The organism is Taibaiella koreensis (genome assembly GCF_003545715.1).
GTDB lineage: Bacteria > Bacteroidota > Bacteroidia > Chitinophagales > Chitinophagaceae > Taibaiella > Taibaiella koreensis.
In genome coordinates, this window is record NZ_QVNU01000001.1 from 714,269 (window position 1) to 737,221 (window position 22,953).

General features: G+C 50.5%; 21 protein-coding genes. 10 read left to right on the forward strand and 11 right to left on the reverse strand.

Annotated features, from left to right (window positions below):
- The first annotated feature begins 152 nt into the window (after window positions 1-152).
- On the forward strand, window positions 153-497 hold the full coding sequence (locus DZK30_RS03195) for a heavy-metal-associated domain-containing protein (RefSeq protein ID WP_118972623.1): 345 nt from the start codon (window positions 153-155) through the stop codon (window positions 495-497).
- Window positions 498-612: 115 nt separating this feature from the next.
- Here the strand turns inward: DZK30_RS03195 and plsY are convergent, their stop codons facing one another.
- Window positions 613-1,242 (reverse strand): glycerol-3-phosphate 1-O-acyltransferase PlsY, encoded by a 630-nt coding sequence (gene plsY, locus DZK30_RS03200; protein WP_118972624.1) that lies wholly within the window; start codon window positions 1,240-1,242, stop codon window positions 613-615.
- 100 nt (window positions 1,243-1,342) lie between these two features.
- On the opposite strand from plsY, the gene DZK30_RS03205 reads away from it, so the two are divergent.
- Complete coding sequence (locus DZK30_RS03205; protein ID WP_118973386.1) at window positions 1,343-2,005, forward strand: DUF1345 domain-containing protein; 663 nt, start codon at window positions 1,343-1,345, stop codon at window positions 2,003-2,005.
- 62 nt (window positions 2,006-2,067) lie between these two features.
- Here the strand turns inward: DZK30_RS03205 and DZK30_RS03210 are convergent, their stop codons facing one another.
- From DZK30_RS03210 to DZK30_RS03250, 9 genes are all read right to left on the reverse strand, one after another.
- On the reverse strand, window positions 2,068-2,775 hold the full coding sequence (locus tag DZK30_RS03210) for a hypothetical protein (protein ID WP_118972625.1): 708 nt from the start codon (window positions 2,773-2,775) through the stop codon (window positions 2,068-2,070).
- A gap of 323 nt (window positions 2,776-3,098) precedes the next feature.
- Window positions 3,099-4,277, reverse strand: coding sequence for an acetyl-CoA C-acyltransferase (locus DZK30_RS03215; protein WP_118972626.1), 1,179 nt, complete (start codon window positions 4,275-4,277; stop codon window positions 3,099-3,101).
- A gap of 228 nt (window positions 4,278-4,505) precedes the next feature.
- Window positions 4,506-5,858: a signal recognition particle protein gene (gene ffh / locus DZK30_RS03220; RefSeq protein WP_118972627.1), complete on the reverse strand. Its 1,353-nt coding sequence runs from the start codon at window positions 5,856-5,858 to the stop codon at window positions 4,506-4,508.
- Between the two features lie 119 nt (window positions 5,859-5,977).
- Window positions 5,978-6,688 (reverse strand): hypothetical protein, encoded by a 711-nt coding sequence (locus tag DZK30_RS03225; protein WP_118972628.1) that lies wholly within the window; start codon window positions 6,686-6,688, stop codon window positions 5,978-5,980.
- Entirely contained in the window at window positions 6,678-7,571 is an 894-nt protein-coding gene (locus DZK30_RS03230; protein ID WP_118972629.1) for a DUF692 domain-containing protein, read from the reverse strand. Before DZK30_RS03230 ends, DZK30_RS03225 begins: the two co-directional genes overlap by 11 nt.
- Before the next feature lie 113 nt (window positions 7,572-7,684).
- Entirely contained in the window at window positions 7,685-7,993 is a 309-nt protein-coding gene (locus tag DZK30_RS03235; RefSeq protein ID WP_118972630.1) for a hypothetical protein, read from the reverse strand.
- Window positions 7,994-8,056: 63 nt separating this feature from the next.
- Entirely contained in the window at window positions 8,057-8,350 is a 294-nt protein-coding gene (locus DZK30_RS03240; protein WP_162902802.1) for a hypothetical protein, read from the reverse strand.
- 339 nt (window positions 8,351-8,689) lie between these two features.
- Window positions 8,690-9,244 (reverse strand): hypothetical protein, encoded by a 555-nt coding sequence (locus tag DZK30_RS03245; RefSeq protein WP_162902803.1) that lies wholly within the window; start codon window positions 9,242-9,244, stop codon window positions 8,690-8,692.
- Between the two features lie 85 nt (window positions 9,245-9,329).
- Window positions 9,330-9,755, reverse strand: a complete 426-nt coding sequence (locus tag DZK30_RS03250; RefSeq protein WP_118972633.1) for a Fur family transcriptional regulator — start codon at window positions 9,753-9,755, stop codon at window positions 9,330-9,332.
- A gap of 51 nt (window positions 9,756-9,806) precedes the next feature.
- Here DZK30_RS03250 and tsaE point away from each other — a divergent pair, with 51 nt between their 5' ends.
- The 8 genes from tsaE to DZK30_RS03290 all read left to right on the forward strand — a co-directional run bounded on the left by tsaE (window position 9,807) and on the right by DZK30_RS03290 (window position 19,875).
- Window positions 9,807-10,238, forward strand: coding sequence for a tRNA (adenosine(37)-N6)-threonylcarbamoyltransferase complex ATPase subunit type 1 TsaE (gene tsaE, locus DZK30_RS03255; protein WP_205529348.1), 432 nt, complete (start codon window positions 9,807-9,809; stop codon window positions 10,236-10,238).
- Between the two features lie 108 nt (window positions 10,239-10,346).
- Entirely contained in the window at window positions 10,347-11,267 is a 921-nt protein-coding gene (locus DZK30_RS03260; protein ID WP_240432847.1) for an ABC transporter ATP-binding protein, read from the forward strand.
- 46 nt (window positions 11,268-11,313) lie between these two features.
- A complete protein-coding gene (locus tag DZK30_RS03265) occupies window positions 11,314-12,618 on the forward strand; it encodes an ABC transporter permease (protein ID WP_118972634.1) in 1,305 nt (434 codons plus the stop codon).
- A 301-nt stretch (window positions 12,619-12,919) separates the two neighbouring features.
- Window positions 12,920-13,801, forward strand: a complete 882-nt coding sequence (locus DZK30_RS03270; RefSeq protein ID WP_118972635.1) for a hypothetical protein — start codon at window positions 12,920-12,922, stop codon at window positions 13,799-13,801.
- Between the two features lie 46 nt (window positions 13,802-13,847).
- Entirely contained in the window at window positions 13,848-14,849 is a 1,002-nt protein-coding gene (locus DZK30_RS03275) for a fumarylacetoacetate hydrolase family protein (protein WP_118972636.1), read from the forward strand.
- Window positions 14,850-14,923: 74 nt separating this feature from the next.
- Window positions 14,924-16,369 carry an MATE family efflux transporter gene (locus DZK30_RS03280; RefSeq protein WP_118972637.1) on the forward strand — a complete coding sequence of 482 codons (1,446 nt, stop codon included), beginning with the start codon at window positions 14,924-14,926 and terminating at the stop codon, window positions 16,367-16,369.
- Between the two features lie 145 nt (window positions 16,370-16,514).
- Window positions 16,515-19,133 (forward strand): type I DNA topoisomerase, encoded by a 2,619-nt coding sequence (gene topA / locus DZK30_RS03285; protein ID WP_118972638.1) that lies wholly within the window; start codon window positions 16,515-16,517, stop codon window positions 19,131-19,133.
- Between the two features lie 421 nt (window positions 19,134-19,554).
- The gene (locus DZK30_RS03290; protein WP_118972639.1) at window positions 19,555-19,875 is read left to right on the forward strand and encodes a class I lanthipeptide; all 321 of its coding nucleotides are present in this window, start codon (window positions 19,555-19,557) and stop codon (window positions 19,873-19,875) included.
- Window positions 19,876-19,973: 98 nt separating this feature from the next.
- Here DZK30_RS03290 and DZK30_RS03295 read toward each other — a convergent pair whose 3' ends face one another.
- Window positions 19,974-22,649 carry a TonB-dependent receptor plug domain-containing protein gene (locus DZK30_RS03295; RefSeq protein WP_118972640.1) on the reverse strand — a complete coding sequence of 892 codons (2,676 nt, stop codon included), beginning with the start codon at window positions 22,647-22,649 and terminating at the stop codon, window positions 19,974-19,976.
- Between the last annotated feature and the right edge of the window lie 304 nt (window positions 22,650-22,953).

The following is a 22,953-nucleotide window of genomic DNA, read 5'->3' on the forward strand; positions in this document are numbered from 1 at the left end:
CCAAAGTAAGAAAAATAAATGAAACCAGTGTATAAACAATAGGTAACAGGATGGCGCAGCGTCCAAAACGGCGGCAATCATGCATTGAAGCGCTGGTATTTTTTGTTGTCTCCCACGTTCTGACTATCTTGGGAGATATTTGAACCCAACATATGAAAAAATTAATCCTTCTTGCCGGTATTTTTTGTTTTGCCTATTCGGCCCGGGCCGAAAATAAGACGGCGAAGATCAAGGTTAAGGCCTCTATCTACTGCGACCATTGCCAGCAGTGCGAAAGCTGTGGCAAACGCCTGGAAAATGCCATATACAAGGTTAAAGGCGTAAAGCGGATGGACCTTGACGTCAGGAGTGAAACCGTGGACATAGTATATAATGCTGCCAAAACCACGCCGGAACAAATAAGGACGGCCATTACGGAAGCTGGTTTCGATGCCGACGGACTGAAAGGAAATGCAAAAGCCTATGAGCAATGGGATAATTGCTGCAAAAGGCAATAAAGCCTGCTCCCTAAAGAGCCTGGCTACTTAGCTATAAGGATGGTCATTAAGAAAAAAGCTTTCCCAGGGGAAAGCTTTTTTATCGTATCTCGATACAGGGTGTAAAATAAACAACCTATTTGTCACGTTTGATCAGTTTTACCTTGCTTTCATTACCGGCGATAAGTCTGCTGATATTCTTATGATGCGTGAGCACCACCATACAGGCCGTGGCTATGGCAAAGAGCTTATAGGACATCTCGGGTGCTTTGTCTTTAAAGATGAACAGGATAAGCACCGGGAAGGCTACGCTGGCGACCATCGAGCTCAGCGATACATAGCGTGTGAGGAACAGCATCACCAGGAATACAATCACCAGGCTCCCGGCAACGATAGGGTGTATCGCCAGGATCATACCAAAAAGGGTGGCAATACCCTTGCCGCCCCTGAAGCCGGCCCAGATAGGGAATATATGGCCTACTACGGCGCAAAGTCCCAGCCCAACCTGCAGATTGGTCATTTGCTCGGAGCCCGGACTGTGCATGGAAAGGTAAGAAAGATATACTGCGGCAAAACCTTTCAGCATGTCGACCAGCATCACGCCGATGCCTGCCTTTTTGCCCAATACCCTGAACGTATTGGTAGCACCCGCATTCCCGCTGCCATGATCTCTGATATCTAATCCATAAATCCGTTTACTCACCCAAACTGCGGTAGGAATTGACCCGATCAAATATGCAAGCGTTAATAGGAATATGATATTCATTTACCGTTATGTCATTATTGGAAGCGGCAAATATAAGAAACTATTTCAGCAATTCCGCGTATTCCCCAAAATGATTACCTTGGGATTACAATTCGTCCGCATGTCCCCGATTAACCGGCTTAGCGCCGTCAAAAAGCTGATCATCAGCCTCTTCGCAGGCGTAGCCTGCTACGGCCTGCTGATGCTTTATCCGCAACGCATACTGCTGCATTTCCTGGCATCCTGGGATACTTTCTGTGCCTGTTTCCTGGCCTTGAACTGGATCACATTTTTCACCATAGCACCGCGGGAAATAAGGAAGGAGGCCCGCAGCCAGGATGAAGGCCGCATTGTCGTCTTTATCATTGCCCTTGTAGCCACCCTGGCGGCTTTCATGGCGGTGGTATTGCTGGTCCTTAACCGTAAGGCGGGCGGAGAGGCGGCCATCCTTTCCCTGGTTATTGCTTTTGCCGGTATGATCCTGTCCTGGGCTTTGGTCCATACGGTATTTGCCGGCCGGTATGCCCATATTTACTACGCCGATCATGAGGAAGACAAGAGCCGGCATGCGGGAGGACTGGACTTTCCGGGCGATCAGCTACCCGATTTTCTGGATTTTGCTTACTTCTCCTTCGTGCTCGGTATGACCTTCCAGGTGTCGGATGTGGCCATCAGCGCCCGCCGCCTGCGTCGCCTGGCTTTGTTACACAGTCTTATGGCGTTCGCCTTCAATACCGTTATCGTAGCACTCACGATCAATGTGATCGCCGGGTTGTCGGATTGAGGCCAGAATAGCCCGGCAGATGTATCAGCTACAGCCGCCGGGCCGCTGACCAACAGGGGTTGTCAGTATTTCTTGAAAAAATAGATGGCATTGTGCTCATCTTCCAGCAAGAGCTCGGCAGGGCTTTGCTTCAGCACTTTAAAGCTTTGCGGCTGGTTGAGGGTGGTGAGCACCCTGATCTCAGATCCTTTGAACTCTTTTATCTTGTACTCGAGATTGTTGACCGTAAGCAATGTGCCGCGAATACCTTTCAGGGGCTTGCTGTAGATGTGGAGCTTTTTAGGATACTGGATCTTGCTGAGCTCCGCAGTGGCGCCTTCGCGCAGTGTCTTTTTGTATAAGCGCCACACACCCGGGAGCTGCTTTGCGTTGATCTTCGTAACGGGCCCGGCAGGGATGCTGTTCTCCGAAGCAAATACTTCGACATCGGCGCCGGTCATATCTTTCAGGGCACGGGTAAAGATATGGGTCAGCTTACCAAATTGCAGCCGTATCTCTTCCGGCTCATTTTTTTCTACATAAAAGGTCCGCTTTTTAATGTCGAGGGAATCGCCGGCTACCGTACCGCGATAGGCGTAGCCACCGATCACGACGTCGATCATTTGCCGGTCGGTGGTATTGAGCCATACGGTATCGGTAAAATGGACTTCCTGTTTGTCGGTGTTTAAGCGGCTCGTTTCCCTCCAGCGGTTGGCTGAGTATTCCTGGGCGGTGGCGGAATGGACGTGAAGCAGCGCGCCCAGCAGGGCGATAGGGAGCAAAAATTGCATAGATAGGGGAGGTTTTGGTTCAAAATTGGGGCAAATATAAACGATGGCTTCCGTGTTTCAGCTAATGGTGGCCGATTTGATGCAAAGATAAAATGCTGCGGTTGTATGGCTTATGCTTGTAACGCTTCATTAGGGCAAAGATAGCAGGCCGCTCTGCCGCAATGGTGTTCCTTTGAGATATGCCTCAAAGCAATATAAATCCGCATGATGGTGTATCATATCCGCAAAAGCAGGGTGGGCATAACTGACGGGCATTGATCGCCGTTAACAACGAAAGCTGCCCTTCAAAAGGCAGCTTTCGTATCTATATCAGATGTTGACGATTACAGTCTTTCGATCACGACAGCGCTGGCGCCGCCACCGCCGTTGCAGATGCCTGCAGCGCCGATCTTAGCGTTCTTTTGTTCCAGCACATTCAATAGTGTAACGATAATACGGGCCCCGCTGGCGCCCAGGGGATGGCCCAGGGAAACAGCGCCGCCGTTCACATTCACCTGCTCCGGCTTCAGCTTCATCAGCTCGCAGTTGGCCAGGCCTACTACGCTGAAGGCTTCGTTGAGCTCAAAATATTCAACTTCTTCCATCTTCAGACCGGCCTTGGCTACAGCCTTAGGAACGGCTTTTGAAGGAGAAGTGGTGAACCATTCAGGCGCTTGCTCTGCATCGGCATAACCGCGAATCACGGCCAGGGGCTTCAGACCCAGGGCTTCGGCCTTTTCACGGCTCATGAGTACCACAGCAGCCGCGCCATCGTTCATCGTAGAGGCATTGGCAGCGGTTACGGAACCACCTTTTACAAAGGCAGAATTCAATGTGGGGATCTTATCGAATTTCACGTTGAAGGGCTCTTCGTCTTTAGCAAAAACAACCGGATCACCTTTACGCTGAGGTATCTCAACCGGTACGATCTCGTTGGCAAAACGGCCTTCGTTTACGGAAGCCTGGCTGCGCTGGTAGCTCTGGATCGCAAAAGCGTCCTGGTCCTCGCGGCTGATCTTCATTTCGGCAGCCGTATTTTCTGCGGCATTGCCCATGGCATAATTATGATAAACATCGGTCAGGCCGTCTTTGGCCAGACCATCTATCAGCTTCACATCACCGTATTTGCTGCCCCAGCGCAGGTTGGGACTGTAAAAAGGCACATTGCTCATGCTTTCCATACCGCCAGCAACCACTACTTCGGCATCGCCCAGCATAATGGACTGCGCGCCCTGGGTGATCGCTTTCATACCGCTCGCGCACACTTTATTTACCGTGGTGCAATTCACATCATCGGGCAGGCCGGCAAATTTAGCTGCCTGGCGGGCCGGAGCCTGTCCGAGATTAGCCTGCATTACCGCACCCATCAATACGTCGTCTACTTCCTTAGGGTCCAGTTTAATTCTTTCCAAAGCACCTTTAATCGCTATAGCGCCTAGCTGTGTGGCCGAAAAATCCTTCAGAGAGCCGCCCCAGCTGCCAATAGGCGTCCGTACTGCGGATACGATAACTACTTCTTTCATTGTTGCGTTATTTTTTTAAAAACGGGACAAATGTAGGTAATTTACTGAACTGTCATTCACTAATTAGTGCAACAATGGTATCAATAAAATCACTATAGATAAGCATTGCAGGCTTGTTCACAGGCTTTTATAAGCATAGCGACATTGAAAAAGCGATTGCCAGGAGACAATCGCTTTTGGTAATGAAAAAGTTGGTTACAGGCGCGAATGGCGCCATCACGCCTGCTTTTAGCGCTTGCCGCTAAATAGGTTAGGCATACCCATACCCGGCATACCCATACCGCCCATGCCCTTGAATTTGTTCATCTGCTTCATCATGCCGCGCATTTGCTCAAACTGCTTCATAAAGGCATTCATTTCGGCGATATCCTTGCCGGCGCCTGTAGCAATGCGTTTGCGGCGGGCGGGGGTAATAATATCGGGATTACGTCGCTCGTCAGGTGTCATCGAATCGATCATAGCTTCTATCCCCTTGAAGGCGTCGTCGCTGATGTCGATATCCTTAATCGCTTTGCCCACACCGGGTATCATGGCCAGCAGGTCTTTGATATTACCCATCTTTTTGATCTGGCCCAGCTGGGTTTTAAAGTCTTCAAAGTCAAATTTATTGGCCCTGATCTTCTTCTCTATCTTTTTAGCTTCTTCTTCGTCGAATTGATCCTGCGCACGTTCTACCAGGGAGATAATATCGCCCATGCCCAGGATACGCTGCGCCATACGCTCGGGATAGAACACATCGAGCGTATCGAGCTTCTCGCCCATGCTCACAAACTTGATGGGCTTATCGACCGTGTATTTGATCGATAGTGCCGCACCGCCGCGGGTATCGCCGTCGAGCTTGGTGAGCACCACGCCGGTAAAGTCGAGGCGGTCGTTAAAGGCCTTGGCCGTATTAACGGCATCCTGGCCGGTCATGGAGTCTACCACGAAAAGGATCTCCGCGGGTTGCACTGCAGCCTTGAGGTTGGCGACCTCGGTCATCATGGCCTCATCTACCGCCAGGCGGCCGGCCGTATCGATGATCACCACGCCGTTACCATCCTGCTTCGCCTTTGCGATGGCGTTTTGTGCGATCTGTACTACATCTTTGTTCTCAGGCTCGCTGTACACCGGCACCTTGATCTGCTCGCCCAGCACATGCAGCTGGTTAATCGCTGCCGGACGATAGACGTCGCCTGCCACGAGCAGCGGCTTTTTGTGCTTTTTGCTGTTGAGGTAATTGGCCAGCTTGCCGGAGAAAGTCGTTTTACCGGAACCTTGCAGGCCCGCGATAAGAATGATGGTGGGTTTGGTAGAAAGGTCCAGCTCTACCTCTGTACCGCCCATCAGCTCGGCCAGCTCGTCTTTCACGATCTTGACCATGAGCTGACCGGGAGAAACGGCGGTCAGCACTTTTTCACCCAGGGCCTTATCTTTTACCTTATCGGTAAATTCCTTGGCAATCTTATAGTTCACGTCGGCATCGACCAATGCGCGGCGTATTTCTTTTACGGTGGTGGCTACATTGATCTCTGAAATGCGTCCTTCGCCTTTAAGAAGCTTAAACGCCGAGTCGAGCCGTTCACTGAGATTATCAAACATTTGCGGTGATCCTTTTTTTGAAGGATGCAAAGGTAATTAAATTGTCGTATTGTTTAATAAGGCATCTTTTCCCGTCTCCGGGTAGCAGGAGGCTTTGTGGCTGTTCCCCTGTCGCATCGTCAGATCAAAATTTCATCATCCACCAGCTCTTCGGGAATGTCTTCGACTGCCCGTCGTTCGAGCAAGGCCTCGGCTGTGGCGGCATCGACAGGGTAGCAGCGGAGCCTGCCGCTATAATACAGCACATAATATCCCGGTGCTACGGGCACATCGGGCGCAGGCTGCGCAGCATCGTAGGTGACCATGGCTTCCACCAGGGCAGTAGCATCATAAGTAAGATGCACTACCCGCGCAAGCGGATGCAGGGTGAAAAAATCATCGTTGACATAGCTGGTCTCATCCTTGTCAAAACGAATGTCGTTGAGCGCATCGTCGATATTCAGCACATCTTCCAGGAAGGGCATGTCCAGCTGACCTGCGGCGATCTTCTTTTTAAGGAAATCGCTGAAGAAGCCGATCTCGTCCTTGAACTGGAAAGATGTTCTGGGATAAGCTTTCCAGAACTCATGCAGCAGGGGCATCAGTTGCGGGTGTATGATCTTCAGCGTGTAGTTCATCAGCATAGTGAGCGGCGTGAGGCGGTTCATCTGGTACAGCATGTAATTGGCCTTCATGCTTTTCTGCTGTATCATGCCCAGTAGCCGGTTCCGCTCTTTTTCTGTAAGGCTGTATTTCTGCTCCAGCGATGCGGGATCTTTATAATAGGCCTGGCCGATGAGGGGGCTGGAGATGATCTCGGCCAGGGCTTCCTGAAACGACTTAAGCGACATGTTGCGGTGTTTTGTGTTTATTCCAGATGTTCCTAGCTTTATTGAGCTGGTTGGCGACGCTCTCAAATCCTATTTCGGGAATATAGGATTCATCGACCTCGAAGGTAATACCCCTGATCTGGGTACAACGGGGCAGCACATGATCCAGCATTTGCCATACTTCTTCAGGAACAGCACCGGAGTGCGAATCGAGGTACATGCCACCGGCTTCATTGCCACCGGCGATATGGATCTCCTGCACGGTACCAAGATCGAGCGCATCGACGAAAGTGAAAGGGTCGAAGTTGAAGTTGCGGCTATTGACATAGACATTGTGCAGGTCCAGCAGCAGGCCGCAGCCAGCCTCCTGGCACAGGTTTTTGAGGAATTCGGGTTCGGTCAGCTCCTCATCCGGTATTTCGGCAAAGTACACATTGTTCTCGATGAAGAAAGGCGTGCCCACCTGCTCTTTGATCAACCGTATCTTGGCGGCGATCATGTCCAGCGATTCCTTATCGTAGGGTACAGGAAGGGCCAGGCAGGTATTGTATTCCGGGTCATCACCCTGTATCAATTTCGAATAAGAAAGGTGATCACTATGCCAGTGAAAGCCGAATTCGTCGTGCAGCTGCAGCACATTGTCGAGGTATTCCTTATCGAAGTAATCGGCCGAGCCCAGCGAGAAGCCTATGTGGTGGGCTACCAGGGGCCAACGTTGCGCCAGGCCACGGATCATTTCCCATTCTTTGGCCACCTGTAAAAACCGTCCCGGCTGTCCCGGTCCCTGGTCCTGGATCAGGATATCGGGCGTAAGCTCTATATAGTCGAGGGTATGCGGGTATAGGTCGAAATAAGGATCCAACGCGATGTTGTAGATCATACCTATTCCTGTAGGCGTGTTCATAGCAATGGTTTTTGTTTGGAAGAACTAATATACAAAAAAGGAACGGGGTTCCGGCAGCAGATAAAAAAGGAGCCTGATACGGTATGCGATCAGGCTCCGGTAATCGTTATTGCTTAGCCGATAGGAGTGAAGTCTCCGGGCTGCGCAGGTTCCAGATGACAGTCTACCGTCTGTGCGATCACAGTGCAGTATTTCTGGGCTACGGTATTGTTTGCGCCGGAGAGGCAGGCGGGACAGCAGGGCATAACCGTACCCTGAGTATCGCAGTTCAGTCCTACACTCTTGGGGCAGTTAGCTGTTTGGGCAACAATGGTGCCGGTGCCGCCTACAGGTATCTGAGCGCCGCCTTTAACGGCTGACATATTCATTACGGTGTCTTTTGCAAGCTTTAATTGTTTCAGTTGCAGATGTTTCTTTTTCATAAAAAACTCATTTTGGGGGTTTTCGTTTGGTTGAAATGAAATGTGTTGTTTTTTACTCAAGGCTTAGGCCTGCGGCGGATCGACCGGAATCAGGGTGCAGTCCATAGTCTGTTCGATAATGGTGCAGAATTGCTTTACCACGGTATTGTTGGCGCCGGAGCGGCAACCGGGACAGCAAGGCATTACGGTACCTTGTGTATCAACACAGGTCCGCTGCATTGTCCTGGCACAGTCGGCGGTCTGGGCAATGATGCTACCCGTATCGTTAATGGGTGCACCGCCTTTAACAGACGACATGTTCAGCACGGTTTCCTTGTTCAGCTTCAGTTGCTGGAGTTGCAGATGCTTTTTTTTCATGCAGAAAAATAGTTTAGGGTGTTTAATAATGGTCTTACTCTTTTCATGGATTTTCAGTGCCTCCATTCCTGTAGAATGCGCATTAAACAAGATAAACAAATGTAATGTTTCGCTTTCAAATGTAGCGGCATTCCTACTACTATTTTATACATTTCTGTAAATTGGTATGTTTTTCCCGGTTGACGCTATTCTCCGAGTAAATAAATAGTTAAAATTAACATGTTTTATGTGATGGAGCGCATAATTGCGACTGGTTTTTACCTGGAAGTAAAAAATAAAGCCTGCTTTGCGACCTTTATTAAAAGTCGCAAAGCAGGCTTTTTCCCGGTGGCGGGTCGTTTATAGCCTAAAAGAAACCCCGAGATTCAACGGAAAAGCCAGGGCGTCGGTAGTATTGAAAATATAACGGGGCGAGAGGTTGCCAAACACGCCGATATGGTGGTTGAAATAATGTGTGACACCGGCATCTATACCTGCGCTGAAGCCGGGATGGCTGCTCTGGCCGAGCAGCACCGCCTTGTTGACACCGGTAACCATACCTGCATGGACGCCGATGGAAACATCCAGGGCCCTATGATGAAATACTTTCGCGATAAAAGCCGAAAAGGAAAACGCCGGATCGTAATAGGCGAAGCGATCCTTGTACTCCTGGCCCGTGACATCTATGGTGGTCAGCTCGCTCTTAACCTGGAAGAGATCGGCCCGTACACCTGCTTTCAGGGCCCCGAAGCTGATCGCAGCAGAGAACATACCCGAAGGTGCGGCAAAAAGGTTGGAAGCGTAGCCATTGCCCGATAGTCCGGCAAGAGCCAATCCGCCGCCCATAGAGAAGCTTATTTCTCTGGCTTGACAAAAGACAGGTAACAGCAGGAAAAGTAACAACAACTTTTTCATACCGGCAAAAATAAGGATGCCTCCTTTCCCTTAAGTTTAAAAGTTGACAAATACCGGTTTTCAGGTAGGCTAATACAATGCCAGGCTAATGATGATTGCATTTGTTGCAAATGCCTTGTACCGTAAGGCTCATCTCTTCGGCAGTATAGGCCTCCGGCAGCTGTAACGCCGGTAGCACCGTGCTGGGCAGGCAAGTCGTTTCGTCACATTGACGGCAGTGAAAATGGATATGCAGGTCGTGATGTGGCGTGTCCGGCCGGCACTCCTCGGCACACAACGCATATTTGGTAGCACCGGTACCGTCTTCTATGCTGTGTACCAGGTGATGCTCCTCGAAGGTTTTTAAAGTACGGTATACGGTAATGCGATCGGTATGCGACAGGCCTTTTTCCACGTCGGCCAGGCTTACGGCAGCTTCCCGGGCCACAAGGTATTCCAGCACCCGCAGCCGCATGGCCGTGGGACTAATGCGCTTGGCAGCCAGGGTCCGTTCGAGGTTGTGTGTTTGCATAGCCGATATAGCCGGTATGGGCGGTGTAAATTTTGCTAATTTGCACCGGTTATGCAAATTTCCTACACTTTATCCAATATACAAGCCGCTGCGGATCAATTCTGGCAATATGCGCATCAATATCGTGTGATCACCTTCAATGGCGGCCTGGGCGCGGGTAAGACCACCTTTACCAGGGCGCTGTGCGCTTTGCTGGGCGTGGTCGATGTGGTGAGCAGCCCTACCTTTTCGCTCATCAACGAGTATCATTTCAAGGATGCCGAAGGCCATGACCGCCTTATCTATCATTCCGACTGGTACCGGCTGCGCGATGAAGAAGAGGCGATACAGGCCGGTATTGAGGATATGCTGTCGACAGCAGATTCCTGGTGCTTTATCGAATGGGCCGAACGTGCGCCCGGTCTGCTGCCGCAACATTATCTCGAAGTGCATTTCAATGTCGCGGAAGACGATTCGCGTACATTGGTCTTAAAAAAGCACTAGTTTGTCGAAAGGGCCGGCTCTTTTGCCCGTGTATCCGCTACTTTTACCAACGTACACAATAAGCCAATAACGAGAACATTTTTCATCAACAAAGGAGGTAAACCAATTATGCTGCTTTCTGTAAAAAATCTAAAAAAGTACTATGCTACGCAAAAGGCTGTAGACGATATCAGCTTCGATATCGCCCAGGGGAGCATATTTGGACTGCTGGGGCCCAACGGCGCCGGCAAAAGCACCTTGCTGCGCATGGTCACGGGTATCTTTTATCCCGACTCGGGGCAGGTCCTGTTCAACGGAGAGGCTTTCGACATGCTGAAGCATGTGGGCGAAATGGGGTATATGCCTGAAGAAAGAGGGCTTTACAAAAAAATGAAGATCGGGGAGCAGGCCCTGTACCTGGCCCAGCTGCGCGGGCTGAGCCGTGCAGAAGCCGAAAAGCGCAGTAAAGATTGGTTTGCCCGTCTGGATATGAATAGCTGGTGGGATAAAAAGGTGGAAGACCTTAGTAAGGGTATGAGCCAGAAGCTGCAATTTGTCACTACCGTGATCCATAACCCGAAGCTACTGATCCTGGATGAGCCCTTCAGTGGTCTGGACCCCGTTAATGCCAATGTGCTGAAAGATGAGATCTTCCGCCTGGCGAAAGAAGGCACTACCGTTATTTTCAGCACGCATCGTATGGAACAGGTCGAAGAGATATGCGATCATATCATTCTCGTGAACCAGGGTAAAAAGATACTGGATGGTACCGTAAAGCAGGTGCGGCAGGATTTTAAAGAAAACGTTTTCAGCATTACGCTCGAGCGGGCACCCACTGCCTTACCAGAGGGCATCGAAGTAATGAAGCAACAGGACAACACGCTCGTTTTTCACCTGAAAGAAGGCGAAAGTGCCAACGGTGTATTGCAGTATTTTATCGGGCAGGGCTATATGGTCGGCGCCTTTTCAGAAATACTCCCTTCCCTCAACGATATCTTCATTCGCCTGGTGCAGGGTACTGCAGCTGCGCGGGCTTTCCAGGAAGTATAAGCGTACGCCATTCCCGACCATATTTTAACCAAAAAATTTTTGATCTATGAATAAAACTTTGATCATTATCAAAAGAGAGTATCTGACCCGTGTCAGGAAACGCTCTTTCATTGTGCTTACCCTGCTGATCCCTTTCCTGTTCATCGGGTTGGCGGCGCTCACCGGTCTTATTGCTGTGGGCGGCTCCACCGGCGACAAAAAGATCGCTGTGCTTGACAATAGTGGGGGAGTGTTTGAAAAAAATCTGAAAGCTTCCAAGCATGTACATTATGTGTTTATGCATGGAACACTGGATTCGCTGAAGCATAACCTGGATAAGAAAAAGTATGATGCCTTGCTCTATATCCCGGGTATCGATAAGGACTTGAATTTTCAGCTGCTGTACAACGAACAAATCGGCATTACTACAGAGGCTCGTATCACCGACGATTTGAACGATATAGTGCGCAACGAGCGTATGAAAGCGGCGGGCATCAGCAGTGAGCAATTGAAAGTGATCGAGGCAGAGAGCATTAGCCTTAAGGTGACCAATATCCAGGATGGCAAGGAATCGAGCAATGCAACGGCCATGATCATCGGCTACGCCTGCGGCTTCCTGCTGTATATGTTCATGTTGTTTTATGGTATGAGCGTAATGCGAAGTGTGATGGAGGAAAAGACCAACCGTATCGCGGAGATCATCGTGAGCTCGGTACGGCCCTTCCAATTGATGCTGGGCAAGATCATAGGCGTGGCCCTGGTCGGTCTTACTCAGGTGCTGATCTGGATCGTATTGTTCGGCCTGTTCGCGGCCATAGGTATCCCTATGATGACCGGCGGCATGGCTATGCAAGTGGACCCGGCGTCCATGAACGAGGCGGCTAGCCAGGCCACGGACAGCGCCAAGATGATGCAGATATTGCACGCGTTGCAGGGCACCAACTGGTGGCTGATCGCAATATGCTTCCTCTTCTATTTCCTGGGCGGTTATTTCCTGTATGCGGCCCTGTTTGCTGCGGTGGGCAGCCTGGTAAACGAAGACCCGCAGGAGTCGGGCCAGTACACCTTGCCCATTACAATACCTATTATCCTGGGTTTTGTGATGATGTCTTCGGCCATTGGTAATCCCAACAGCGGTATCGCTATCTTCGGCAGCATTTTCCCGCTTACATCGCCTATCGTGATGATGGCCCGGTTACCATTCGGCGTGGCAGCCGACCATCCCGAGCAGCTTATCGCATCGATGCTATGCCTTGTAGGCGGCTTTTTTGCCACCACCTGGATGGCGGGTAAGATCTATCGTACCGGCATTCTGATGTATGGTAAAAAGATCAGTCTGAAAGAAGCCGGTAAATGGCTGATGCGGAAATAAATCGAATGTTTTTGTTGCTGTAAATGTGTAGAGACGTAGCATGCTACGTCTCTACACATTTACACATTTGCCATACTGCATGCTACGTCTCTACACATTTACACATTTACCATTACGGCATGCTACGTCTCTACACATCTGGCAAGGGCACCCCAAGCAATCGGGTGTCTCGTATGTCCAAAATATTCCTGTTTCCCGGATAAAAGCCTTTGGTGTAATATAAGGTATGTTAATGGATGGGCCGGTGATTGCCGGAACCGGATAATATTTACCTTTGCGGCGTTTTAATCACGTGTAACTCATGCACAAGCGCATCATCAACCGCTCTTTCTTATGCTTGCTATTTACCGGTCTGGCATTGCAGCTGCAGGCCCAGGACAAAAAGAAAAGCTATCTTGGCTTTGTCGGTAACGGCAGTCTTTACTTCAGCTGGGGATATAATACCGAATGGTATACCGGCTCTACCGTTCATGTCAACCAGCCTTCGCTCAACAACGACTACCAACTGGTAGGTGTGAAGGCGCACGATCGCCGGGGCTGGGATGAAGATTTTTTCCATACGGCGCTTACGGTGCCGCAATACAATTACCGGCTGGGCTATTTCTTCAACGAAAAACAGGACTTTGCCATCGAGATCAATTTCGATCATACCAAATACATCATCACCGATGGGCAGCAGGCACACCTGAAAGGTAAGGTGAACGGTGAGCAGACCGACCGGCATATCGATTATTCCGGCGCCAACGGTTTTTACTATTACCTGAACAACGGCGCCAATTTTCTGTTATTCAATCTGGTGAAGCGCTTCCAGGTGTACCATACCGACGACAAGAAGTTCAAGGTCGACCTGCTGGCCAAGGCCGGCGTGGGGCCCGTGATCCCGCATGTGGAGAATTCTTTTTTCGGTAAGGACAACGATCCCGGTTTCCAGTTCGGAGGTTGGAATATGGGCGTGGAAACCGCGCTGCGCGTGACCGGTATGAAATACGTATACCTGGAGCTGGCGCAAAAGGTAGACTATGCCCGTTACAGCAATCTTAAGATCTACGAAGGAACCGCAAAACAATCGTTTGGCACCTATGAGCTCATCCTGAGCCTGGGTATCAATTTGCCTACAGGTAAAAACAATCCGCAATATAAATCTAAAGCCTATATGCAATCCTTGCAGGAGGCGAAGCAATAGCCTATTGTTTAATTCTAAATCCAAATAGCGAAACTTATTCCCCGATATGAAACTCGTAACGTACAAGCACAACAATTGGGAACAGGTAGCCTTTTATATCAACGGCGACCTGTACAATATGGATGAGGCCGATGCCCGGCTGCCCAAAACGATGAGCTCCCTACTGGAAGACTGGGAGCGACTTTCTCCTGTCGCACGCGAAGTAGAGGCCAATATCAAGAACGGAAGCCTGACTGTCAATTCCCGTGAATTCGGCAGTGTAGAAGTGCTGGCGCCTTTGCCACGGCCTACTTCCTGCCGCGACGGCTATGCCTTCAGGCAGCACGTGGCTGCAGCGCGCCGTAACCGTAAGGTAGATATGATACCTGAGTTTGACCAGTATCCGATCTTCTATTTTACCAATCATAATGCCATACAGGGCCCTGGCGATATCGATTGCATGCCCGACCACTTCGAGAAGCTGGATTTTGAGTTGGAAGCAGCGATAATCGTTGGTAAAAAAGGGCGTAACATCAAGGCTGCAGAGGCCGACAGCTATATTGCCGGCTATTGCATTATGAACGATATGAGCGCGCGCCGCCTGCAAATGGAGGAGATGCTGCTGAACCTGGGCCCGGCCAAAGGGAAAGACTTTTCCACCGTGATCGGTCCCTGGATGGTAACGCCCGACGAGCTGGAAGCCTTCCGCATTCCCGCCAAGGATAACCATACCGGGGCCAGCTTTAACCTTAAGATGACTTGCACTGTGAACGGTGTAAAGGTAAGCGAGGGTAATATGGGCGACATGGACTGGACCTTTGCCGAAATACTGGAGCGATGCGCTTATGGCGCCGATATACTGCCCGGCGATGTGATCGGTAGCGGTACGGTAGGTACCGGCTGCTTCCTGGAGTTGAATGGCACCGGCAAGCTCAACGATCCCGGCTATCCCGAACAATGGCTGCAGCCGGGAGATATAGTAGAGATGGAGATAGAGGGCATGGGCAAGCTCAGCAATACAATACGAAAGGTCGATACCGATTTCTCGCTATTAGCACTGAAGAAATAAAACATTAAGAAACCGCGCAATACAGCGCGGTTTCTTAATATTGTACCTTTATACCATCGCTAATTCCGAGCTGCTTGCGCCGTTTCTTCGTCCAAAATATCTTTTTCCTTATCCTGGTCAATCTTATCGTAAAGCCTCTGTGGATTTTCGGTATCGATCGCAATGTGCAGCTGGCGGTAGGACACGATGCATATGGTCAATACCAGGCCCTGCTCAACTTCAGCGTTATTTTCCAGGTGTTGCTCGATTTCGGTCTGCAGAGCTACAATAACCGGGCCGTAGCGCAGGCGCCCCATACCCTGCGTACCTTATTCCCCAACATCCTGGTGGCCAAAGGCATCCTGTCTGCCTTTTATATGACCTTGATCGCTGTGCTGGGCGTTGCGCTGGGGTACAGGGGGCAGGCCTTTTACCTGCTCATGATTCTCGGGCTGGTGCAGGTGCTTAACTCACTGGTGCTTTACTTGCGGAGCAATGTATCGGCGCTGCACCGGTTCAAGACCGACGGCTTACTCTCAGTGCTGGACCGTCTGGTTATGATCCTCATTTGTTCGGTGCTGCTGTTCCGCGATACCTTCGCCGCTCATTTCCGCATCGAGTGGTTTATCTACGCCCAGATCGTTTCCTATGCCATTACATCGCTGGCGGGCTTTATTATTTGCGCCCGCTTCGATCGCATCGACTGGAAGCACTACGACCTGCTTAAGGTATGGGTAATTTGCCGCAGCAGCGTACCTTATGCCGTCCTGGTTTTCCTGATGGCGATCTATATGCGTTCCGACATGTCGTTGATGGAACGCCTGCTGACCAATGGCACCCACGAGGCCGGCGTATACGCTGCCGCCTATCGCCTGCTGGATGTAGCTAATAATGTGACCGGCGTTCTTTTTGCCGGTATGCTGCTGCCGATGTTCGGTAGTATGCTGGCACGCAGGGAACCGGTGCAGCAGCTGGTGCGGCTCAGCGTCGATCTTATCGTACCTGTGGCCATTACAGCGCTGGTAACCGCTTTGTTCCTGGGGCGGGAGATCATGATGCTGCAGATGAAAGGAATGGCCGGGGCGTATGAAGGTCGCTTATTCACCGTACTGATGTTTGCCTTCCCTGCCTTCTGCATCAACTACGTATATGCAACGCTGCTTACTGCCAACGGTAACCTGAAGCCATTGATCGGTGTAGCCTCGGTGGCAGTGATCATTAACCTGGGGTCCAATCTTGTGCTTATGCCACACTATGGGGCATTGGGCGCGGCTGTCACCTGCTGTATTACGATGTATTTTGTTGCGGTGACCAATATTGTATTATCACAAAAGATCATCCGGCTCCAAACAGATGGTCGCTGGTTGCTCCGATACCTGTTATTTATTATATTGATCGGTGTATCGGTAAAGGCAATGTTGCTCGTGCCTGCTAGCCTTATTACTCATCTTGCAGGCATTGGCCTGGCTGCCGGCCTGGCTATGCTGCTCTGCGGGTTTGTCCCTTTCCGGAAGATCGTGGAAGTATTCCGGAACAAATGATATTTTTCCGCGATAAAACATTTTTCCAAATAAAAACGTAATCTTGCAGCGCTCCTGGTAAAAAAAAGATGATTTGCCGGGAGGGAAAAAGTTTTGTAAAAAGATAAAATACAGGGTCCGCTTTACAGGCCCCGATGAGTACAAAATGGCTAAAAACCTTTTAATAGTGGAGTCGCCTGCCAAGGCAAAGACCATCGAAAAGATACTGGGGAAAGACTTTGAGGTCAAATCAAGCTTCGGGCATATCAGGGATCTGGAGAAGGAGGGGATGGGTATCGATGTCGATAATGGGTTCCTGCCCAACTATATTATTTCGGATGATAAGAAGAAAGTAGTAGCAGAGCTGCGGTCGAAAGCGAAAAATGCCGGTGAGGTATGGCTCGCAACAGATGAGGACCGGGAAGGAGAATCGATCAGTTGGCACCTGTGCGAGGTGCTGGGATTGAACCCGGCAACTACCAAGCGCATTGTCTTCCACGAGATTACCAAACCGGCTATACAAAAAGCAGTGGCACAGCCCAGGCTTGTCGATATGAACCTGGTGAATGCCCAGCAGGCCCGTCGCGTGCTGGACCGCCTGGTCGGATTTGAAATATCGCCGGTGCTGTGGCGTAAGCTTAGCGGTCGCGGCCTTTCGGCCGGCCGTGTACAATCGGTAGCGGTGAAACTGATCACCGAGCGGGAACGCGAGATCAACAATTTTAAAACCGAAAGCAGCTACCGTACCGAAGGTACTTTTGAAGCAAAAGATATCAGCGGCCGCAATGTGCACTTTAAGGCCGAAGGGCGCCGGTTTGAAGCCAGCGAGGGCGCCAGGGCTTTTCTCGACAAATGCGTGAACGCTACCTTTAAAGTGGATGATGTGCAGGTGAGGCCCGGTAAACGCTCGCCGGCAGCACCTTTCACCACATCTACCCTGCAGCAGGAAGCCAGCCGCAAACTGGGCTACTCTGTATCACGTACCATGCGCCTGGCACAGCAGCTCTACGAAAATGGTCATATCACTTATATGCGTACCGATTCGGTGAACCTCTCCGAAACGGCACTTGAAAATGCTGAAGCAACCATTGTGAGCCAATATGGCAATGACTACCATCAGCGCCGGCAATACCAGACCAAGAACCAATCGGCACAGGAAGCGCACGAGGCCATAAGACCCACAGAGATGCGCGTGAGCAGTATAGGCGATGCGGAAGGACAAAAGCTGTACGACCTGATATGGAAGCGTACAGTAGCCTCGCAAATGGCCGATGCCCGGCTGGAAAAGACCACAGCGAAGATCGGTATCTCTACCATGCCCGATCAGCTGACCGCTACCGGTGAAGTATTGAAGTTCGACGGATTCCTTAAAGTATATATCGAAGGCAAGGACGATGAAGATGAAGAAGAGAATGATGGCATGTTGCCGCCACTCACTGTGGGCCAGCAATTGCCGCTCGTAACGCTGAAGGCTACGGAACGCTTCAGCCGGCCTGCCCCGCGTTATACGGAGGCCTCGCTGGTAAAAAAGCTGGAGGAGCTGGGGATTGGCCGCCCGTCTACTTATGCGCCTACCATCAGCACGGTGCAGCAGCGCGGGTACGTGGAAAAACGCGATAAGGAAGGCGTACAGCGCGATTACCACATCCTCATGCTGAAGGACAATCACATTACAGAGCAGAAAGCCCAGGAAAATACCGGCGCCGAAAAAGGCAAGCTATTCCCCACAGACCTGGGTATGGTCGTTACGGACTTTTTGAACGAGCATTTTACCCAGGTGATGGACTATGGCTTTACCGCCAATATTGAGAATGAATTTGATCAGATCGCGGCAGGCAAGAAGCTCTGGAACCAGATGATCGGCAACTTCTATAATCCTTTCCACAAAACAGTGGAAGATACGATGGAAAATGCGGAACGGGCCAAAGGCGAAAGAGTATTGGGAACCGATCCTGAAAGCGGCAAGCCCGTTGTAGCGCGCCTGGGACGCTTTGGCCCTATGGTGCAGATTGGCAGTGTGGAAGATGAAGAAAAGCCGCGCTTTGCCACCGTAAAATCCAACCAAAGCATTGAGACCATTACGCTGGAAGAAGCGCTGGACCTGTTCAAGTTGCCCTTTACACTGGGCGATCATGAGGACAAGGAAGTAAGCGTGGGGGCAGGCCGTTTCGGGCCCTATGTAAAATGGGGCGAGCAGTTTATTTCTATCCCACGTGGTGAAGATCCGCTCACTGTCGATATGGAACGCGCCCTGGCCATTATCAGGGAAAAGCAGGAAGCCGATGCGCCTATCGGTTACTACGAAGGCAAACCTGTGAGTAAGGGTAAAGGCCGTTTCGGTCCCTTTATTAAATGGGAAGACCTGTTTATCAACGTGCCCCGGGCATACGACTTCGACAACCTGAAACAGAGCGATATCGACGAGCTGGTGAGCAAAAAGCTGGATAAAGAGGCCAACCGCTACATACAGCAATGGCCCGAAGAAAAGATCATGATCGAAAATGGTCGCTGGGGTCCCTTTATCCGCTTCGGCAAGCAGATGCTGAAGCTGGGCCGTAAGGCCGATGGCGAAAAATATACCGCCGAAGACCTTACCGGTATTTCACTGGAAGAAGTGAAAAAGATGATTGAGGAGATAGACCCCACTGCTTTTGAAAAGAAGACCAAGAAAGCAGCTACCAAAAAAGCAGCAGCTAAGAAATCAACTGCTCTGAAAAAGACAACGGTAAAGAAGGCCGCGGCAAAAAAAGCGACGCCCCGGAAGGCAGCGGCGAAGAAGAAATAGCGATATTTGAACAAATAATGAAATGCGCCCCTGTAAATGGGGCGTTTTTTTATGGGTATAGTGGTACTCTTTGAACACCATTGCACTGCAGAGACGCGATCAGGGCCATGTAATTCCCGTTCAGGATCTTGTGGGACTTGTCGTGAATCGGGTAACCATCTCTCACGGTCACCTTACCGTAATTACGCTGTTTGCAAATAAAGCATATAATATGTTGTCTTTTGATGAGGTTGACACGCCTGTATTAGTCATTTTATTGTCTGTTTGTCAGTAGTTTGTGATATAATTGTAATGACATAGAAAATATTTTTCTCTATTAATACATTTTTTATGTTTTTTGTTATTATCTTTGTTTCAGGCCTACGCTGAATATTTGCCCTACAGCGGTAAGAGAAGGGCGTTTATCTGAAATTCAATTTCTATGAAAAAAAAGCAATTGGCATTGTCCCGCAAGCTTATCCTGAAAAAGAATACAATCGCTGAACTGACCGGCCAGGGTAAGGAGCAGCTGCTGGGTGGTGCGCTCTCCGATGCCACTACTCCCTGTGGTGTATGCGCTCAAACACGCACGCCGACCTGCGATGCTACTCAGGCAACCCAGCCGGTCAATATGTGCAATTTTGCATTCTCAAAAATCCCGGGCGATTGTCATGCAACGGGTAATGTAGCCTGCCAAAGCATCAAAATAGGCGACTGTGGTACCGTAATTTCAAACGCCGGCGGCGGCTGCTGGGGCAATTAAGTCCGATAGTTAAAATCTGATAAAGAGCAAAGCGTTTCCCTCATAGGGAGGCGCTTTGTTTTATGGAAAGCTTATCTGCTTGTTCTGTGCAAAGGAAGCTATAGCCCGGCCTTGACGCCGAACATAACGGTACGTACAATAGGATAGGTGTAATTATCTACGCCGGCAAAGGAGGCCTGGGGATTCATGCCGCGGACAGCTGAGAACAGCCACAGGTTCTCGCCGCTGAGGTAAAGCGTAAGCGATTTTAAATGTGCTTTCTTCAGCGTTTTTGTTTCGAATTGATAAGCCAGGTATACCTGCCGGATACTGAGATAGGAAGCGCTACGGATAAAACGGTCGCTCGGTGCATTGATAAACAGATCATCCGGTCTGATACCCGGAATCGTAGCCGAAGGATGATCGGGCGTCCAGCGGTCCAGGATATCTGTCGACCAGCTATACCCATTAATGCCATCGCCCATCAATTCGGCATAGCCTATATCGTAACATTTGCCGCCCAGGCTGTAGTTGAGCTGCAGGTACAGTTCGAATTGCTTGTAACGGAAATTATTACTCAGGCCACCATAAAGGTAAGGGAAGGCGGAACCCTCGCCACGCCAGTCGTCGACACCCACCAATGAAATGTAGTCGGGGGTAGGGGTCTGGCCGCCCGCAGCTGCGTTTTTGTAATACAATGGTCGCCCCGATACAGGATCCACACCCGCGTATTGCGGCAGGTAGAAATCGTATGCCGATTGACCTTGTACAGCTCTGTAAAAGTTATCGATCGTCTGTGGCGTATTGGGCGGCATTTTGGCAATGCTGTTTCGGTTATGTGTCGCTGTCAGGTGTACTTCCCAATTAAAAGATACGTTCCGGAGTATTGAGGCGGTCGCTGCCAATTCCAGCCCTTTATTGTTCAATGGCATGAACACCGGGTCGGCAGTCGACTGTCTGGAATAGGCATCGAGATCGACACTAAAACGGTTTGAATAGGTCATCAGGCTGATTCCGGCATTCGCCTGCCGGAAGGTACGACTGGATAAGGGGGAGAAAACAATGAAAGGTATTGGCTGGTCGAGGCCGGCATTGCCTTGCAGGCCATAGCTGGCGTGCAGCTTCAGCCCCCGGAGCCAGCTGTTCTTCATGAAGTTTTCCTTATCGATCCGGTAAGCAGCGCCTACCGACCAGTAGTTGCGGTCACGGGCCCCTGGAAAAAGATTGGTGGTCTGGTCGCGACGGAACACAGCTGAAAGCAGGTATTTTTCCTTGAACTCGTAATTGCCTTTGATATAAACACCGGACAGCTTATGCTCCTGGAAAAAATAAGATTGCCCGCGGAAAAGAGGATCGGAGCCGGCAGCAAAGCTGGAATCAAAATCCCTTGTCTGCCGGTAGTATTCGTAACCTGTTTTCAGTTGCAGGTAATGCTGGCCCAGGTAACGGTCCCAGCCCAGGGAAGTATGGAAGTTGTAAGCCTGTTGCTTCAGGTCGCTTCGTACGATAAAGCCGCCCAAGGCAGCGGCTCTGCCGAAATATGGATTTTGATCTTGCAGCGTCTTGTCGCTTTCAACATCATATTGGAACACGGCTTCTAAGGTGAACTGTTTTAAAACCGTTGCTGAAATATAAGGGTTGAGCACCCAGCTCGACGAGCGGTTGCGCCAGGCATCCAGCAGTTGGGCGCCTGCAGCATTGCTGTTTGCAAAAGGCCGGCGGTCGGCGCCCCAATCGTAGCGGTCGCCGGTCAGCGGATCAGTTTCCCTGTTGCCGGCTGCATCGTAAACATATACCGGGTATATAGAAGGCATCATACGGGCCGCATATATGGGGTTGAGATACGAATCGCCCGGTACAATGCTATGTTGGCTACCGATGGCGCCATTGGCGTTGATACCCGCCCTAAGCCAGGGCTTGGGCCGGAGTATACCATTGACCATGCCTGTCCAGCGCTCGAAGCCGGTGCTTTTGATCAGCCCGTTTTCCTTCAAATAACCAGAGGAAACGTATAAGATTCCCAGCTTGCCCTCGTTGGAAAAAGCAAGTTGATAATCCTGCTTGCTGCCCAGGCGTCGGGTTTGTTTTTGCCAGCTGTCATGGTATCGTAGGCTGGCATTAGGGTTTACCTTTCCGTCGGTGGTAAATAGCTGGTCATTGGGCACGTTATAGGCATTGTAGCCACCAAGCACCTGGTCAACGATCTGATCCGGTGGTACGATTCCCTTGGTCAAATCATAAACGGTCTCGTAGTACGCTTTTGGGTCCAGCTTTTTATATTCCCTCACACCGGAAGTAATGATCCCCGAGCGGGCATTGAGCGTAAGGTGGCTGCCGCTATTGTCGCAGCGTTTTCGGGTCACGATCTGTATCACACCATTTGCGCCCCTGCTACCGTATTCGGCTGTTTCAGCAGCGTCTTTTAAAACAGTTATCGATGCAATATCATTGGTATTCAGCAAGGTGATGTCGCCGGTATAGGGCATGTTGTTGAGCAATACCAAGGGCGCAGCGTTTTCCGACAGGGAGCCAAGGCCGCGGATCAGCAGTGATGGTGCAGAACCGGGCTGACCGGTACGGCCGGCCTGCTGGACACCGGTAACCAGCCCGTCGAGCACACCTGTGATTTCGCCGGCAGATAGCAAGGTGATTTGCGGCGGCAGCTCCTTTACTGCCTTGTGGACTGGAAGCGTAAGATACGCGCTGTCTTCAGCTGAGATAAGGGTTGTGTCGGCCTGCTGCGCCATAGCGGGAGCGGCCAGCAGGAGCAGGCAGGCGGGTAGATATTTTTTCATAGCAAGATGTGAGGTCTGTCGTAAAGATAAGGAACGATGCTCAGATCGTATACTTTACAACAGTATGCCTACGCGGCTACTATATGTTATGTTGTCTTAAATGGGGAAGGTTTGCTGCCCGTCCGGCACGACTTTAGCCATCAGTTCTGCCAGGGTTCAAAACCCTGTCAGCGGTGTTCAAAAGGATTCTGATAACGAAAGTCGGAAGCATTTATCCGCTTATCAACAAAATAATACCGCTTGTAAGGAAAAGGGGTAAGTAACTAAGGGTTAAGGCAAGACGACTTCCTCTATACAAATGTGA

Excerpts from the sequence above, each read along its gene's own strand:
- DZK30_RS03205 (WP_118973386.1), top strand. The coding sequence starts at position 1,343 with ATGTCCCCGATTAACCGGCTTAGCGCCGTCAAAAAGCTGATCATCAGC.
- DZK30_RS03210 (WP_118972625.1), bottom strand. The coding sequence starts at position 2,775 with ATGCAATTTTTGCTCCCTATCGCCCTGCTGGGCGCGCTGCTTCACGTC.
- DZK30_RS03245 (WP_162902803.1), bottom strand. The coding sequence starts at position 9,244 with ATGAAAAAGTTGTTGTTACTTTTCCTGCTGTTACCTGTCTTTTGTCAA.
- DZK30_RS03230 (WP_118972629.1), bottom strand. The coding sequence starts at position 7,571 with ATGAACACGCCTACAGGAATAGGTATGATCTACAACATCGCGTTGGAT.
- DZK30_RS03215 (WP_118972626.1), bottom strand. The coding sequence starts at position 4,277 with ATGAAAGAAGTAGTTATCGTATCCGCAGTACGGACGCCTATTGGCAGC.
- DZK30_RS03250 (WP_118972633.1), bottom strand. The coding sequence starts at position 9,755 with ATGCAAACACACAACCTCGAACGGACCCTGGCTGCCAAGCGCATTAGT.
- DZK30_RS03260 (WP_240432847.1), top strand. The coding sequence starts at position 10,347 with ATGCTGCTTTCTGTAAAAAATCTAAAAAAGTACTATGCTACGCAAAAG.
- DZK30_RS03275 (WP_118972636.1), top strand. The coding sequence starts at position 13,848 with ATGAAACTCGTAACGTACAAGCACAACAATTGGGAACAGGTAGCCTTT.
- DZK30_RS03290 (WP_118972639.1), top strand. The coding sequence starts at position 19,555 with ATGAAAAAAAAGCAATTGGCATTGTCCCGCAAGCTTATCCTGAAAAAG.
- DZK30_RS03235 (WP_118972630.1), bottom strand. The coding sequence starts at position 7,993 with ATGAAAAAGAAACATCTGCAACTGAAACAATTAAAGCTTGCAAAAGAC.
- topA (WP_118972638.1), top strand. The coding sequence starts at position 16,515 with ATGGCTAAAAACCTTTTAATAGTGGAGTCGCCTGCCAAGGCAAAGACC.
- DZK30_RS03225 (WP_118972628.1), bottom strand. The coding sequence starts at position 6,688 with ATGTCGCTTAAGTCGTTTCAGGAAGCCCTGGCCGAGATCATCTCCAGC.
- tsaE (WP_205529348.1), top strand. The coding sequence starts at position 9,807 with ATGCAAATTTCCTACACTTTATCCAATATACAAGCCGCTGCGGATCAA.
- DZK30_RS03195 (WP_118972623.1), top strand. The coding sequence starts at position 153 with ATGAAAAAATTAATCCTTCTTGCCGGTATTTTTTGTTTTGCCTATTCG.
- DZK30_RS03240 (WP_162902802.1), bottom strand. The coding sequence starts at position 8,350 with ATGAAAAAAAAGCATCTGCAACTCCAGCAACTGAAGCTGAACAAGGAA.
- DZK30_RS03270 (WP_118972635.1), top strand. The coding sequence starts at position 12,920 with ATGCACAAGCGCATCATCAACCGCTCTTTCTTATGCTTGCTATTTACC.
- DZK30_RS03295 (WP_118972640.1), bottom strand. The coding sequence starts at position 22,649 with ATGAAAAAATATCTACCCGCCTGCCTGCTCCTGCTGGCCGCTCCCGCT.
- plsY (WP_118972624.1), bottom strand. The coding sequence starts at position 1,242 with ATGAATATCATATTCCTATTAACGCTTGCATATTTGATCGGGTCAATT.
- ffh (WP_118972627.1), bottom strand. The coding sequence starts at position 5,858 with ATGTTTGATAATCTCAGTGAACGGCTCGACTCGGCGTTTAAGCTTCTT.
- DZK30_RS03265 (WP_118972634.1), top strand. The coding sequence starts at position 11,314 with ATGAATAAAACTTTGATCATTATCAAAAGAGAGTATCTGACCCGTGTC.